Consider the following 14,999-nt stretch of genomic DNA (forward strand, 5'->3'; position numbering starts at 1 on the left):
GCCGGCGTTGCGGGCGAGGCCGGTGCCGGGGACTTCCAGGCCCCGCCGTGCACCATGCCCAGGTTGTGCCTGAAGTCGCCGAAGTGCGTGTCGCCGGCGGTGATCACGATCCGGGCGGTGGCGGCGGTTCCACGGGCGACCACGTGGAGGTGTGTGTCCGGCGACCGGCGCAGGATGTGCCCCACGGCGACGCGAACGATCCCACGGCGCTCGCGCCCGTCATCACGATGGTGCGCCGCACGTTCTCCGGTCAGCCGTGAGTGCCCCGGCGGTGCCCCGGCTCGGGCGCCTCGCTCCACGCTCGCCGGGTGCGCCGCCGCCGGCCAGCGACGTCCCCGTCACCAGGACTGGCAGTACCCAGGCCTTTGCCGGCGCCGCGCGGCGAGAACGACCGTTCCGGCTGGTCGTCCGCTCGCGGCCTTTCCCGTGCCGCACCCCACGTTTCCCGGATCCTTCCCGAATCACCGGACGCGACCACTTGCCCTCGACCGACGATGCCCGTATGGTCGTACGAACGTAAGACATACGAACGTAAGACTTATGGATGTATGCCAATACCAAGGGAGACCGTGATGGCGACAACTCAGCCGGTGGCACTCGTGACGGGTGCCTCCACCGGTATCGGAAAGGCGGCCGCCCTCGCGCTCGCCGCAGCGGGGTTCGAGACGGTGGGAACGAGCCGGAAGACGTCGGGAGCCGACCGGCGCGACGGCGTGACGTTCCTCGCCCTCGACGTGGGCAGTGACGATTCGGTCGCTGCCGCGGTCGAGCAGGTGATCGAGCGGTTCGGGCGGATCGACGTCCTGGTCAACAACGCGGGCATCGGCTCCTCGGGCGCCGCCGAGGAAAACTCTCTCGCGCAGGCCCAGCGCCTCTTCAACATCAACGTCTTCGGTGTGATGCGCATGACCAAGGCCGTTCTCCCGCACATGCGCGCCCAGGGAAGCGGGCGCATCATCAACATCTCGTCCGTCCTCGGGTTCCTCCCCGCGCCCTACATGGCCACCTACTCGGCGTCCAAGCATGCGCTGGAGGGGTACACCGAGTCCCTGGACCACGAGATCCGCGAACACGGGGTCCGGGCCCTGATCGTCCAGCCGGGCGGTACCAAATCCTCGTTCGAGGCGAACACCGTCGAGCCCGACATGCCCATGCAGATCTACGCGGAGCAGCGGCGCATCGCCGACAAGCTGGCGTTGGCGGTCAACGAGGGCGGCGACGACCCCGCCACCGTCGCGAAGGCGATCGTCGCGGCCGCCACCGACTCCAAGCCGAAGGTGCGGTACACCGCCGGCCGGAGCGCCCGGCTCCTCAGCGCGGCGCACCGAATCCTTCCCGCCGGGGTCTTCGACGGACAGGTCCGCAAGACCAACAAGCTCGCCGGCTGAGCTCTGCAGACGATGAACCGGGTCGGGGGTTCCCGTCGCCCCAGCCACATTTCCCGACCTCACGCAAGACATACGGACGTACTTCAAAACCAAGGAGACCGTGATGGCGACAATTCGACCGGTGGCGCTCGTGACAGGTGCCTCATCGGGGGTCGGCAAGGAGACGGCCCGCGCCTTCGCCGCGGCGGGCTTCGAGGTGATCGGAACCGCCCGCAACACCGCGCGGGTCACCGCCCCCGCCGGGGTGACCTACCTCGACCTCGACGTGACCAGCGACGAATCGGTCGCCTCCGTGGTCAAGCAGGTGATCGACCGGTTCGGGCGCATCGACGTCCTGGTCAACAACGCCGGCGTCGGCGCCAACGGCGCCGCCGAGGAGTTCTCCGTCGCCCGCACCCAGGAGGTCTTCGACGTCAACGTCTACGGCATCATGCGGATGACCAAGGCGGTCCTGCCGCACATGCGCACGCAACGGAGCGGACGCGTCATCAACGTCTCCTCCCTCAGCGGGTTCGTCCCCAGCCCGTTCATGGCCATCTACACCTCGACCAAGCACGCGGTCGAGGGCTACTCCGGGTCGCTGGACCACGAGGTCCGCGAGCACGGTGTGCGGATCCTGCTCGTCGAGCCCGGCCCGATCAACACCCCGTTCGGGGACCACAGCGTGCAGGGCGACACCCCCTTGCCGCTCTACGCGTCGGGACGGCGCACCTTCGACGAGGTACTGGCGAAGAACACCAGCGGCGGCGACGATCCCGCCACCGTCGCCAAGGTCATCGTCGCGGCGGCCACCGACCGCAACCCGAAACTGCGGCGCACCGCCGGCAGGACGGCCGCCGGCATCAGCGTGTTCCACCGCGTCCTTCCGGCCCGGATCTTCGACCGCATCGTCCGCAGGTTCAACCGGATGCCGAACTGACGCCCACGAGGTGATCGCGGAAGCGATGAAGGCCGGCGACGACCTCGCCGTCGTCGCCAAAACTGCGCTGGACCAGCGGCAGCCGGGCGCGAGCCCCGGCTTCCAGGAGGAACACATCGTGCGGTACCCGAAAGAACACAAGCAGGAGACACGGCAGCGGATCATCACGGCGGCCGGCCGCCGGCTCAAGCAGGACGGCATCGACGGCTCGGGAGTCGCCACGCTCATGAAGGACGCGGGCCTGACAGGCGGCACCTTCTACGCCTACTTCGACTCCAAGGACCACCTCGTCGCCACCGCGGTCGCCGACCAGATGCGCGCACAGCACGCGAACATCGTCGCGCAGGCGGCGCCCGGCCGTGCCGGACTCGAACAGATCGTGCGCTGGTACTTCTCCCCCGAGCAGCGCGACAACATAGAGGACGGCTGCCCCAATGCCGCGCTGCTCGACGAGATCGCACGCTCCACGGATCCCACCAGGCAGGCCTACACCAACGGCGCGCTGGTCCTCATCGACGGCTTCGCCGCCCGCATGGCACCCCACGATCCGCCGTCGGCGCGTCTGAAGGCGCTTGGCCTCCTCGGCATGATGGCCGGGACACTGCAGCTCTCCCGTGCCCTGACCGACCGGCAGCTCGCCGACCAACTGCTCGAACAGGGCATCCGCAACGCCCTCGCACTGCTGGATGCCGAGCAGCACAACTGAGAGGCGCGGGGAAACTGGACCTTCTCCGCGTCACCGGTCCTTGGACAGGGAGACGAGTTCCGCGAAGAGTCCGCCGGCGTTCGCCAGGTCCTCGTACGTGCCCTGTTCGATGACGCGGCCCTGGTCCATGACGAGGATGCGGTCGGCGAGCTTCGTGTTCTCCAGCTGGTGGGTGACGACGATCGTGATGCGCTCGGCGGCGATCCGCTTGATCTCCAGGAAGATGGCGTGCTCCCCGCGGGCGTCCATCTGCGAGGTCGGTTCGTCCAGGATGAGGAGCGGGGTCTGCCGGTAGAGCGCCCGGCCGCACGCGAGGCGCTGCCACTGCCCGCCGGACAACTCCGCGCCGCCCCACAGCTCTTTGGCGAGGAGGGTGTCGAGCTGCCGGGGCAGTTTCTCGATCGCCTCGCGCATGCCGACGGCGTCGACGACGTTCCACACCGGTCCGTCGTCGCTCGTCCGGGGCTGGCCGAGGGTGATGTTCTCGCGGGCGCGCAGGGGCCAGGCGGCGAAGTTCTGCGGGACGAGCGCGGTGCGTTTCCACACGGCGTCGGGGTCCGCCTGGGCGAGGTCGACGCCGTCCCACAGGACGCGGCCCTTGTCGGCGAGGAGGACGCCGGTGATGAGTCTGGTCAGGGTCGACTTGCCCGAGCCGTTCTCGCCGACGACGGCCAGGATCTCGCCGCGCCGCAGGGTGAGCGAGACTCCCGCGACGGCGGGCTCCTCCTTGCCCGGGTACTGGTAGACGACCTCGTCGAGGCGGATCCGGTCCACGCGTTCGGGGACCGCCAGGTCCCCGCGCCTGGGCGCGCGTTCCGTCGCCATGTCGAGGAAGGACCGCATGTCGGCGAGGTAGAGCGAGGTGTGGAACATCGCGGCGCCGTGGATGACGAACTGGGAGAGCGCGGCCAGCGTGGTCTGGACGGCGACCACGGCGGTGGCCGCGACGGGCAGGGCGATGCGGCCGCCGGCGGCCAGCCAGGCGAGCGTGGCCCAGGTGCACAGCAGGAAGATCCCGCCGAGGGCGCTGGTGCCGAGGGTGATGCGCAGCATGCGCGGGGCTGCGGTCAGGGTGCGCCGGTCGATGCGGTCGGACAGGGCGCGGTACCAGTAGGTGAGGTAGCCGGTCATGCCGTTGGCGCGGACCTCGTCGCCGAACCGGGAGTAGGTGGCCCACCAGCGCATCATGGACCGCACGTTGCGGTCGCCGAGGTTGAGGTAGTGGGTCTCGTAGTCGACGCGTGCCGACAGGACGGCTCCGGCGCCGGCCGGGAGGACGGCCAGCAGGAGCAGGGGCAGCAGCAGCGGGTGCAGAGTCGTGACGACCCCGCTCGCGGCGATCATGCGAATGAGGGCGGACATGAACCGCTGGGCGTCCTGCACCATCAGCCGGGTCCGGGTGACGCCGATCTCGGCGGCCTCCTGGCGGTCGGCGAATCCGTCCTCGCCGTAGGCGCTCGACTCCACGCGGCACACGGCGGTCACGAGCGCGATGTCCGCTTCGGTCGTCAGCAGCGGGGTGATCCGTCCGTCGGCGTACGAGGACAGCGCGCCGCTGATCCGTCCGAGGGCCGCGGCCGTCGTGACGACGATCAGGGCGGGCAGCGCGGCGTGCAGGCGTTCGGACACGGTTCCGGCGCCGAGGATGTGGGCCATCGCCCGTGCGGTGAACGCGAGGACGACGGCGGCCGCGCCGCCGGTCAGCGCCTGGCAGGCGAGAAGCAGTACGACGCCGGTCCTGTCGACGGCCCACGCCATCCGGGCCGTGTGCCCGAGCACGGCGGGCAGGCGGCGGCACATCGCGGCGAAGCCGGCGTCCGCGAGCGGGTTCTTGCCGAACTTGCCCTCGAAGGTGATGGCGGCCGGGGGTGGAGGGGGCGGCGTCTGCGCGTTGCCGGACGAGGTGTCAGTCACGGTCACCTGCATCGCTCCTCGGGTCGTGCCGCGCCCGGACGGCTCGGCGGTGCACGGCATAACGACGCGGCGCGGGAATCGAACGCGATCGATTCCGGACGGGTGTGCCCCCCAGTCGCGGCAAGGGCTCGAACGGATGGACGCGGTACTCAGGCCGCCCCCGGGCGGCCCGAGTTGGCCGAAACGCCGAGTCCTGAAACCAGCGTGACGGATGGGGTTCGCAAGCCTTCAGCGAGAAGCCGGTGCCGGTGCCGGCCGGGGGTCAGCTCACCGGGGCCGGGCCGGGCGGCAGGTGGACCGTCATGATCAGGTGACACGCTTCGGTGCCCGAGCCACGGTAGGTGTGCGGGGTGTCGCCGTCGAACGTGGCGGTCTGGCCCGCCTCGACGGTGCGCTCGGTGCCGTCGACGACCAGGGTCATCCGGCCGGAGGTGACGCTGACGGTTTCCACGACGCCGCCCTGGTGGGGGTGGCTCGGGTACTCCTCGCCCGGTTCGAGCCGCCAGCGCCAGATCTCGACCGGCGTCGGCCCCGACGTCGTCAGCATCAGCCGGGCCTCGCTGCCCCGCTCTCCGGTCCACAGGGGTGCCACGGCCTCGGCGGACACGACCCGGACCCGGCCTTCGGGCGATCCCTGCATCAGGGCCGAGACCGAGATGCCGAGGGTGTCGGCCAGCCGGACCAGGGTGGCCAGGTTGGGGTTGCCCTGTGCTTTCTCCAGGCCCACCAGGGCGCCCTTGCTGACCTGGGCGCGCCGGCTGAGTTCCTCCAGGGTGAGGCCCGCGCGGATGCGGGCCGCCCGGACGTTGTGTGCGACCGTCCGCAGGGCTGCGGCTGTCTCGGCCACCTGATCACCATCCTTACCGGCTGGAACATTCGACTGCACCGGACGGTCGTTTGGTTGACATCCGACGGTCGTTCTGTTGTACGGTCTGGTCGTTCCACTGGATAGTAAGGGATGTCCTGTGATCGCTCTGCTGCTGGCCCTGGGCAGCTCGCTCGCCTACGGGTGCGCCGATTTCCTCGGCGGCCTCGGCGCCCGCAAGGCCCATGTGCTGCGGACCGTCATGATCGCGGCCCCGGCGAGCCTCGCGGTCGAGCTGGCGCTGTGGCCGGTGCTCGGAGCCTCCTTCAGCGCCGGCGCCCTCGGCTGGGGTGCGGCCTCCGGGGTCGCCTCCGCCGCCGCGTTCGCCCTGCTCTACCGCACGCTGGCGATCGGTCCGATGAACGTGCTGTCGCCCGTGACGGCCCTGGTGTCCGCCGCACTGCCCGTCGGTGTGGGCCTGGTGCAGGGCGAGCACCTGGCCGCCGCGGGGCTGGTGGGTCTGCCGCTCGCGCTGGTGGCGGTCGTGCTGGTCAGCGCCGGGCACGGCGCGGGCTCGGCACGTCCCTCCCGCACGGCGCTGCTGTCGGCCTTCGGCGCGGGCACCGCCATCGCCCTCCAGCTGGTCTGCCTGCACCAGGCGCCGTCCGACAGCGGGGTCGCCCCGCTGATCATCGGCCGGGCGGTCTCCTCGGCCGTCACCCTGGCCGCGGCGGGGCTGATGCACCGCCGGCTGGGCACCGAGCGGCCCGCGTACGCCGTGTCGGCCGCCGCGGGCGTGCTGGACTCCGTGGCGAACCTGCTGTTCCTGCTGGCCGCCCGCAGCGGGGACCTCGCCGTCGTCGCCGTGATCACCGCCCTCTACCCGGCCGGTACGGTGCTGCTCGCCCGCGGCGTGCTCGCCGAACGCATCCACCGCGGCCAGCTCGTCGGCCTGGGCACCGCCGCCGTCTCGGTCAGCCTCCTGGCCCTGACCTGAGCAACTCCGAACCGAGCAGTCCGCCCCTGAGCAACCCCGCCCTGACCCCCGAGTCGAGAAACGGAAAACCCGCCGTGCCCACCTTCCACCTCACCCCCGCCGTGGCGGAGGCGTTCCCCGACACCCTCATCGCCCTGGTCACCGCCACCGGCCTGCGCGGCCGTGAACCCTGGCCGCACACCGCCACCGCCCTGGAGGAACTGGAGCAGCGGCTCTCCGACGGCACCTGGCGGCCCGCCGACGAGACCGACCCGCGCATCGAGGCCTGGCACACCGCCTACCGCTCCTTCGGCACCAACCCGCGCCGCATCCGCCCCAGCGTCGACGCGCTCGGCCGCCGCCTCGCCAAGAAGGGAACACTGCCGCGTATCAACCCGGCGGTCGACTCCTACAACGCCGTCTCCGTCCGGCACGGCCTGCCCGCCGGCGCCTTCGACCTGTCGCGGGTCGCCGGGGACGTCGCCATCCGTTACGCGGACGGCACCGAGTCCTTCACTCCGCTCGGCGAACCCGACACCGTCGAGCACCCCAAGGCCGGCGAGATCATCTACGCGGACGCCACCGGCGTCCTGACGCGCCACTGGAACCACCGCGACGCCCACCGCACCCGCGTCACCGAGGACTCCACACACGTCGCCTTCGTCCTGGAAACCCTCCGAGCCCCGCGCGACGGCGGTCTCCTCAAGGCCGCGGCGGAGGAGTTGCAGGGCCTGCTCGCCCCGCATGCCGCCCGGACCGCCGTGCACCACCTCGGCCCGGCCGGCCCCGAGGCCACCGCCTGAACGCGAAAGGCTGCCGATGTACCTCCCCAAGCACTTCGTCCCCGACGAGGACGCGGTCCGTGAACTGCTGGCCGATCAGGGCGCGTCCGACCTGATCACCATGACCCCTGAGGGCCTCGTGGCCACCCTGCTGCCGTTCGAGTACGACCCGGAGGCGGGCGAACACGGCGCTCTCGTCGGCCACATGGCGCGCGGCAACGACCAGTGGCGCCGGCCGGTGCAGGGCGAGGCCATGGTGATCGTCCGCGGACCCGAGGCGTACGTGACGCCGTCGTGGTATCCGGCCAAGGAGGAGCACCACCGGGTGGTGCCGACCTGGAACTACATCACCGCCCATGTGTACGGGCAGTTGGTCGTGCACGACGACCCGGCCTGGATCGAGAGCCGGATACGCCGCCTGACCGACCGGCACGAGGCCGGGCGCGCCGACCCCTGGTCCGTCGGCCAGGCCCCGGCGGAGTTCGTCGAGCGGCAACTGCGCGCCGTCGTCGGCGTCGAGGTGGTCATCAGCCGCGTCGAGGCCAAGTTCAAGCTCAGCCAGAACCAGCCGCAGGGCGCCGTCGAGGGCGTCGCCGCGGGCCTAGAAGCACGCGGCCGGGCCGGCGACGCCGCGGTCGCGGCAGCGGTACGCGCCCACGACCCGCACCGCGCCCGGACATGGTGAAAGGACCCCTCAGTCGCCGTCCGTGCCCGAGAGCCTCCTGGTGACGAGGCCGAGCGCGTGGGCGAGTTGTTCGCGGTGGTCGTTCAGCACCTCGGGGGTGATGCCCCGGCCGGCCGTCTCCCGGGCGAACTCGTCGGCCGCGACCTTGAGCACGGCGTTCATGGCGGCGGCCTGCACACGCACCTCGAACGCCTCGGGCGGCATGCTCATGCGCGCGGAGAGCACCTCGGTGAACGTCTCCTCCGCGCGCTCCCGGAGCACGAGGTAGGCGGCCCGCAGCGCGGGTTCGTCATGGGTCATGCGGATCACGGCGAGAACCGCCTCGACGTCCTCACCGGACGACGAGCCGAGGACGGGCTGGTAGGCCGCGCGCAGGTGCTCGATCAGGCCGGATCCGGGCGGCCAGGCGTGCAGGACCGTCCGGAACGCGTCGAGCATCTTCGTGAGCAGCGGCTCGACGCAGCTCTCCTTGGTGGGGAAGTAGCGCCACAGCGTGCGCTCGGAGACTCCGGCGGTCCGCGCGATCTGCTCGCCGGAGGTGGCGGCCACGCCCTGCGCGGCGAACAGCCGGACCGCGTGGCGGGAGATGTCGAGGCGTTGCCGCCCGCGCTGCTCCTCGCTCACCGGCGGCCGGCCCCGGCGGGATGTACGACCGCTGTCCACCATGACGTCCTCCATCAGGCGATCTAAACACGCGCGCGACAAGGGAGACGACTGGCCGAAACTTTAATGACAGTTACTGCCAATAAACTGCTACGGTCGGGACGGCTCGAAGATCGCATGCGGAGATCACAGGAGGAGCGCCATGAGCGTTACCGCCGAGCGTCAGCAACTGCCCTTCCCGAGGCCGAACGTTCTCGACCTCGCACCTCTCTACGACGTCCTGCGCCGCGAGGCGCCGGTCACGCCGGTCACCACACCGGCCGGTGACCCCGCCTGGCTGGTCACCCGCTTCGAGGAGGTGCGCGACCTGCTCGGCGACAAGCGACTCGGCCGCTCCCACCCCGAGCCGGAGCGGGCCTCCCGGCTGACGTCCGCCGCCGTCCTGGACGGACCCACGGGCAACTACGCCACCGAGGAGGCCGACCACACGCGGATGCGCCGGCTGCTGACACCGGCGTTCTCGGCCAAGCGGATGCGGATGCTCTCCGACCACGTCCAGCACCTGGTCGACACGTGCGTCGACCGGCTGATCACCGAGCACGCCGCCGCCCCCGACCGGGTCGTCGACCTGCATGCCGGGCTGGCCTTCCCGCTGCCGGTCGCGGTCATCTGCCGGCTGCTCGGGGTGCCGGAGAGCGACCGTGAGCTCTTCGCCTCGCTGTCGGAGCGCATGTCCAACTACGCCATCGGCGACGAAGCCCACCGGGCGCGGGACGAGTTCAACGCGTACATGACCAAACTGGCCGAGACCAAGCGCGCGCAGCCGGGCGAGGACGTGATCTCCGACCTCGTCCGCGCGCAGAGCACCGACGCGGACTACGACTACGCCGACATGATCCAGCTCTGCGTCGGGCTGCTGTTCGCCGGCCACGAGACCACCGTCAACCGCATCGGCCTGGGCATCCTCTTCCTGCTCACGCGTCTCGACCAGTGGCGGGCGCTGACCGCCGACCCCGACGGCCGGGTCAACGCCACCGTCGAGGAGATCATGCGGCTGGGCGCGCCCGGCGACCTCGGGCTGCTGCGGTACGCGCACACCGACGTCGACGTCGCCGGTGTCACCATCCGGCGCGGCGACGCCGTGGTCCTGTCGGTCAACGCCGCCAACCGCGACGCCTCCGTCTACACGGACGCCGAGACCTTCGACCCCGACCGCCCCGAGCGCACCCACCTCGGTTTCGGCCACGGCGTGCACTTCTGCATCGGCGCGAGCCTGGCCCGGGTGGAGTTGCGCATCGTGTTCGCCACGCTGGCCCGCCGTCTGCCCGGGCTGCGGCTCGCCAAGGAGCTGGACGAGCTGGAGGTGCGCACCACCCTCACCGGTGGCGTCACGGAGCTGCCCGTGACGTGGTGAATGCCCCGGGGTGACCCGGTGTCAGTGCGACTCACGGGTCACCTCGGAGCCGCTGGAGCCGACGAGGAAGTCGAGGTCGGCTCCGGTGTCGGCCTGCAGGACGTGGTCGACGTAGAGGCGTTCCCAGCCGCGCCGGGGAGCGGCGAAGCCGGTGACGGTGGCCTGGCCGGGGGTTCTGCGGGCTAGTTCGGCGTCGGGCACGTCGACGTCGATGCGGCGGGCCTCGACGTCGAGGGTGATGAAGTCCCCGGTCCGTACGAGGGCGAGAGGGCCGCCGGCCGCGGCCTCGGGGGCCACGTGCAGGACGACCGTGCCGTACGCGGTGCCGCTCATCCGGCCGTCGCAGACCCGGACCATGTCCCGCACGCCCTGTTCCAGCAGCTTCTTCGGCAACGGCATGTTGGCGACCTCGGGCATGCCCGGATAGCCCTTGGGGCCGCAGCCGCGCAGCACCAGCACGGAGTCGGCGTCGACGTCGAGACCGGGGTCGTCGATCCGGGCGCGGAAGTCCTCGATGCTGTCGAAGACGACGGCCCGGCCCCGGTGCCGGAGCAGGTGCGGGGAGGCGGCGGCCGGTTTGACGAGCGCGCCGTCGGGGGCGAGGTTGCCGCGCAGGACGGCGATGCCGCCCTCGGCGACCAGCGGCCGGCCGCGGGTGCGGATGACCTCGCCGTCCCAGATCCCGGCGTCGTCCAGGCAGGCGACGAGCGGCCTGCCGGTGACGGTCAGCGCGTCGGGGTCGAGCAGGTCGCGCACCTCGCGCAGCACGGCGAGCAGACCCCCGGCACGGTGGAAGTCCTCCATGAGGAAGCGGCCGGCCGGCTGGAGGTCCACCAGGACCGGCACGCGGGAGCCGATGCGGTCGAAGTCGTCGAGCGACAGGTCGACGCCCAGCCGGCCCGCGATGGCCAGGAGGTGGACGACGGCGTTGGTCGAGCCGCCGATGGCGGCCAGCGCGACGATCGCGTTGTGGAAGGACGCCTCGGTCAGGAAGGTCGCGGGCCGCCGTCCGGCGCCCACCATGTCCACCGCCAGCCGGCCGGTGTGGTGCGCGGCCTCCAGCAGCCGGCTGTCGGGGGCGGGGGTCCCGGCCGTGCCGGGCAGGACCGTGCCGAGCGCCTCCGCCACCAGCGCCATCGTCGAGGCCGTGCCCATGGTGTTGCAGTGGCCGCGGCTGCGGATCATCGCCGACTCGGAGCGGGTGAACTCCTCCTGGGAGAGCGTGCCCGCGCGGACCTCCTCCGACAGCTGCCACACCCCGGTGCCGCAGCCCAGCAGACCGCCGCGGAAGGTGCCGTTGAGCATGGGACCGCCGGGGACCACCACCGCGGGCAGGTCCACCGAGGCGGCGGCCATGAGCAGCGAGGGGATCGTCTTGTCGCAGCCGCCGAGCAGGACGACGCCGTCGACGGGGTTGGCCCGCAGCATCTCCTCCGTGGCCATCGCGGCCATGTTCCGCCACAGCATGGCGGTGGGCCGCACCTGGGTCTCGCCCAGCGACACCACGGGCAGGTCCAGCGGGATGCCGCCCGCCTCGTACACGCCGTTGCGCACCGAGGCCGCGACCTCGTTCAGATGCGCGTTGCACGGAGTCAGGTCCGAGGCGGTGTTGGCGATGGCGATCTGCGGCCGGCCGCTGAACGCGTCGCCGGGCACGCCGCGCCGCATCCATGCCCGGTGGATGTAGGCGTTGCGGTCCTGTCCCTCGTACCACTGCGCGCTGCGGAGTCTCTCCATGGAGCCCTTCCAATGGACGGTACAGCGGTCTAGATTCCGGAACGTCATGAAGCATAGGCAGACGGTCGACCGAGCGACACGCCCACCGTGCGCCGCCCTGTGATGCGCGCGTTCGTCCTGACCGGGCCCGGCGCGTACGAGGTCCAGGAGCTCCCGGCGCCGGTGGCCGGTCCCGGTGAGGTCGTCGTCGACGTCGAGCGGGTCGGGGTGTGCGGCACGGACGCGGAGTTCTTCACCGGCACGATGGCCTACCTCCGCCAAGGCCACTCCACCTACCCGATGCGGCCGGGCCACGAGTGGGCCGGGCGGGTGGCGGCCGTCGGTGACGGTGTCGATCCCGCCTGGCTCGGCCGCCGCGTCATGGGCGACACCATGCTCGGCTGCGGCTCCTGCCGCCGCTGCCGGCGCGGCCGCCGGCATGTGTGCGAGCGGCGGCGGGAGGTCGGCATACGCGGGGGCCTGCCCGGTGCGCTGGCGGAGCAACTCGCCGTACCCGCCTCCTCGTTGCACGCCCTGCCCGACTCCGTCGACGCCGTGCTCGGCGCGCTCGTCGAGCCCGGCGGCAACGCCCTGCGCGCCGCCCGGGCCGCCAAGCCTGCGCCCGGGGAACGCGCCCTGGTCCTGGGCCCGGGGACGATCGGGCTGCTGGTGGCGATGTTCCTGCGCGCGTCCGGTGCCGAGGTGCACCTCCTGGGTACGACGGAGAGCTCCCTCAACTTCGCCCGCTCCCTGGGCTTCGAGCACGTGTGGACGCGGAACTCCGTCCCGGACGTGCCGTTCGACGCGGTGGTCGACGCCTCGAACGCCGCCTCGCTGCCGGATCTGGCCCTGGAGCTGGTCGAGCCCGGGGGCCGTCTCGTGTACATCGGGCTGGCCGGCGAGCCCAGCAAGGTCGACACCCGCACGCTCGTCCTCAAGGACGTGACCGCGACCGGTGTCCTGTCCGCCTCCCCCGGCCTCGACGCCACCATCCGGGCGTACGCCGACGGATCGGTCGATCCCAGACCGCTGGTCGCCACCACCGTGGGCCTCGACGCGGTGGGCCCCGTCCTCGCCGGCGAGCGCCCGGCCGGCTCCGGGCCCGGCCCCAAGATCCATGTCGAACCCTGAGGGCCCGACGTCGGGTCACCGACCGGCGGCTGATGCCTTGGGGGCAGGTGTGCGCAGGGCCAGGAGGGCGACGTCGTCGTCGTTGTCGGCGGGGCGGACACGGCCCAGCAGGTGGTCGGTGAAGGAGGACAGGGGGCGGTGGGCGAGGGCGGCGGCGTGCCGGCGCAGCCGGTTCAGGCCCTCGTCGAGGCTGTGGCCGGGTGCTTCGATCAGACCGTCGGTGTACAGCACGAGGGTGGATCCGGGCGCGAGCAGGGTCGTGGCGTCGGGGCGCGGGCTGTGATCGGCCCCGGTGCCCAGGACGATGCCGTGGCCGTCGGTGAGGTAGCGCGCCAGGCCGTCGCGGCTGATCAGCAGGGGCGGCGGGTGGCCCGCGTTGGTCCAGGACAGCCGCCACTGGCCGTCGCCGGCCGCCTCGATCCGGGCGAAGACCATCGTGGCCATGTCGACGTCCGTGATGTGCTGGAGCGCTTCGTCGAGCCGTGTGACGATCCGGCTGGGCGATTCGTGCTGGGACCAGGCGTAGGCGCGGAGCATGTTGCGCACCTGGGCCATGCCGGCCGCCGCCTCCAGGTCGTGCCCGACGACGTCCCCGACGGCCAGGGCGGTGGATCCGTCGGACAGGGGGAAGGCGTCGTACCAGTCGCCGCCGACCTGTGAGGCGTCGGGGGCGGGCAGGTAGCGGACGGTCATCTGGAGGCCCGGGACCCCCGGCATCTGGGGCAGCAGGTGGTTCTGCATGGTCTCGGCGACCTTGCGCTGGCGCTGGTACAGGCGGGCGTTGTCCAGGGCGAGGCCGGCCCGGCGTGCGATGTCCTCGACCAGCGGGAGATCGGCGGAGGTGAAGGCGACCGGGTCCTCGGCCCGGCCGAGGGTCAGGGCCCCCAGCACCGCGCGGGTGCTGCGGATGGGCGCGATGGCCGCCGAGTGCATGCCCGTGGCGTCGAACAGCCGGCGCTGCTCGACCGCGATGCCGGAATCCGGTTCGCGCTGGTAGGTGCCCGGCCCGGCCACCGTGGAGGCCACGCCGCGCAGGGCTCTGGACAGGGGCATCGGGGACTCCTCCGGGACCGGTGGCATCGGGCCCTGAAGGTCGTCCCGGCGCACCAGGGCGCCGCCCTCGGCGTGGACGACGGCGGTCCGCCAGACTTCGTCGTGCTCGGTGATCAGGTCGACGATCACCCAGTCCGCCAGCCGGGGCACGACCAGGCTCACCAGGCGTTCCAGCGCCTCGTCGTCGTCGAGCGTGGAGGTCAGCCGCGTGGTGGCGTCGGCCAGCAGGGCCAGTCGTTCCAGCTCCCGCAACGGCCCGGCCGTCGGCTCCGGCCGCGAGCCGGTTTCCGGGGTGTGTCCGACGGTGTGGAAGACGACGAGCGTGCCGGCTCCGGCGTCCCCGATGTCGTAAGGGGTGAGCAGCCAGGCGATGGGCAGCAGGGAGCCGTCTCCGCGTGCGAAGTAGTCCTCCTCCCCCTGGGCGGTCCGCCCGGCGTGGAAGGCCTGCCGCATTCCGCACCGGGACGTGGGCAGCGGCTGCCCGTGGGCGTCCCGGTGCAGCAGGTCGTGCGCGTCGTGCCCGAGCAGGTCCTCGGTGGTGCGGGCGAGCAGGTCCCGGGCGCGGGTGTTGACCGCGAGGATGCGGCCCTCCTCGTCCACGACGTAGGCCCCGGTTCCGATGGCCTCCAGGCCTCGGGTCAGCGAGGTGTCGAGCACGGCCACGGGCTGGTGCGCGGCGGTCTCCGTACGGTCCGGCCCTGCCATGTCGTCGCCTCCTTGCTGATCGGTCGCCCCTGCCGGCCGTCGGCCCGTCCCCCGCGGGCTGCCGACCGGCGTTCCCCGTGTGCCCCGTCGTGGCGAAACCAGCCCCGCGTGGCTCTGCCGATCCGGGCAGCCCCGGAATGCCCGGGGGTTGCCCTGGTATGTGTGGTCCGCACCCGGGTAAACGCAGGGCGACAGAGCAGCC

General features: G+C 72.0%; 14 protein-coding genes. 9 read left to right on the forward strand and 5 right to left on the reverse strand.

All coding sequences use genetic code 11. From position 1 onward, the window contains the following. The first annotated feature begins 65 nt into the window (after positions 1–65). The 4 genes from CCL05_RS45590 to CCL05_RS15435 all read left to right on the forward strand — a co-directional run bounded on the left by CCL05_RS45590 (position 66) and on the right by CCL05_RS15435 (position 3,013). Positions 66–260: a hypothetical protein gene (locus tag CCL05_RS45590; protein WP_208641522.1), complete on the forward strand. Its 195-nt coding sequence runs from the start codon at positions 66–68 to the stop codon at positions 258–260. Between the two features lie 312 nt (positions 261–572). Beyond that, positions 573–1,388, forward strand: a complete 816-nt coding sequence (locus CCL05_RS15425) for an oxidoreductase (protein WP_086561076.1) — start codon at positions 573–575, stop codon at positions 1,386–1,388. 103 nt (positions 1,389–1,491) lie between these two features. Further along, positions 1,492–2,307, forward strand: a complete 816-nt coding sequence (locus tag CCL05_RS15430) for an oxidoreductase (RefSeq protein WP_086561077.1) — start codon at positions 1,492–1,494, stop codon at positions 2,305–2,307. Positions 2,308–2,422: 115 nt separating this feature from the next. Beyond that, a complete protein-coding gene (locus CCL05_RS15435; RefSeq protein WP_086561107.1) occupies positions 2,423–3,013 on the forward strand; it encodes a TetR/AcrR family transcriptional regulator in 591 nt (196 codons plus the stop codon). Between the two features lie 30 nt (positions 3,014–3,043). Here the strand turns inward: CCL05_RS15435 and CCL05_RS15440 are convergent, their stop codons facing one another. Both CCL05_RS15440 and CCL05_RS15445 read right to left on the reverse strand, forming a co-directional pair. After that, positions 3,044–4,933 (reverse strand): ATP-binding cassette domain-containing protein, encoded by a 1,890-nt coding sequence (locus CCL05_RS15440; protein WP_244204280.1) that lies wholly within the window; start codon positions 4,931–4,933, stop codon positions 3,044–3,046. A 256-nt stretch (positions 4,934–5,189) separates the two neighbouring features. Then, complete coding sequence (locus tag CCL05_RS15445) at positions 5,190–5,774, reverse strand: helix-turn-helix domain-containing protein (RefSeq protein ID WP_086561079.1); 585 nt, start codon at positions 5,772–5,774, stop codon at positions 5,190–5,192. A 118-nt stretch (positions 5,775–5,892) separates the two neighbouring features. Between CCL05_RS15445 and CCL05_RS15450 the strand changes: the two genes are divergently transcribed. From CCL05_RS15450 to CCL05_RS15460, 3 genes are all read left to right on the forward strand, one after another. Next, positions 5,893–6,729: an EamA family transporter gene (locus tag CCL05_RS15450; protein ID WP_086561080.1), complete on the forward strand. Its 837-nt coding sequence runs from the start codon at positions 5,893–5,895 to the stop codon at positions 6,727–6,729. Positions 6,730–6,803: 74 nt separating this feature from the next. After that, positions 6,804–7,511: a B3/B4 domain-containing protein gene (locus tag CCL05_RS15455; RefSeq protein ID WP_086561081.1), complete on the forward strand. Its 708-nt coding sequence runs from the start codon at positions 6,804–6,806 to the stop codon at positions 7,509–7,511. Between the two features lie 16 nt (positions 7,512–7,527). Then, positions 7,528–8,175: an FMN-binding negative transcriptional regulator gene (locus CCL05_RS15460; protein ID WP_086561082.1), complete on the forward strand. Its 648-nt coding sequence runs from the start codon at positions 7,528–7,530 to the stop codon at positions 8,173–8,175. A 9-nt stretch (positions 8,176–8,184) separates the two neighbouring features. Here CCL05_RS15460 and CCL05_RS15465 read toward each other — a convergent pair whose 3' ends face one another. Beyond that, the gene (locus CCL05_RS15465) at positions 8,185–8,841 is read right to left on the reverse strand and encodes a TetR/AcrR family transcriptional regulator (RefSeq protein WP_244204281.1); all 657 of its coding nucleotides are present in this window, start codon (positions 8,839–8,841) and stop codon (positions 8,185–8,187) included. A gap of 139 nt (positions 8,842–8,980) precedes the next feature. Here CCL05_RS15465 and CCL05_RS15470 point away from each other — a divergent pair, with 139 nt between their 5' ends. After that, on the forward strand, positions 8,981–10,192 hold the full coding sequence (locus CCL05_RS15470; RefSeq protein WP_086561083.1) for a cytochrome P450: 1,212 nt from the start codon (positions 8,981–8,983) through the stop codon (positions 10,190–10,192). Between the two features lie 21 nt (positions 10,193–10,213). Here the strand turns inward: CCL05_RS15470 and CCL05_RS15475 are convergent, their stop codons facing one another. Continuing rightward, complete coding sequence (locus tag CCL05_RS15475) at positions 10,214–11,929, reverse strand: IlvD/Edd family dehydratase (protein ID WP_086561084.1); 1,716 nt, start codon at positions 11,927–11,929, stop codon at positions 10,214–10,216. A gap of 102 nt (positions 11,930–12,031) precedes the next feature. Here CCL05_RS15475 and CCL05_RS15480 point away from each other — a divergent pair, with 102 nt between their 5' ends. Further along, positions 12,032–13,039, forward strand: a complete 1,008-nt coding sequence (locus CCL05_RS15480) for a zinc-dependent alcohol dehydrogenase (protein WP_086561085.1) — start codon at positions 12,032–12,034, stop codon at positions 13,037–13,039. Between the two features lie 15 nt (positions 13,040–13,054). Here CCL05_RS15480 and CCL05_RS15485 read toward each other — a convergent pair whose 3' ends face one another. Further along, complete coding sequence (locus CCL05_RS15485) at positions 13,055–14,797, reverse strand: SpoIIE family protein phosphatase (protein ID WP_086561086.1); 1,743 nt, start codon at positions 14,795–14,797, stop codon at positions 13,055–13,057. Between the last annotated feature and the right edge of the window lie 202 nt (positions 14,798–14,999).

Origin of the sequence: Streptomyces africanus (genome assembly GCF_002150735.1) — a bacterium.
GTDB classification, from domain to species: Bacteria; Actinomycetota; Actinomycetes; order Streptomycetales; family Streptomycetaceae; genus Streptomyces; species Streptomyces africanus.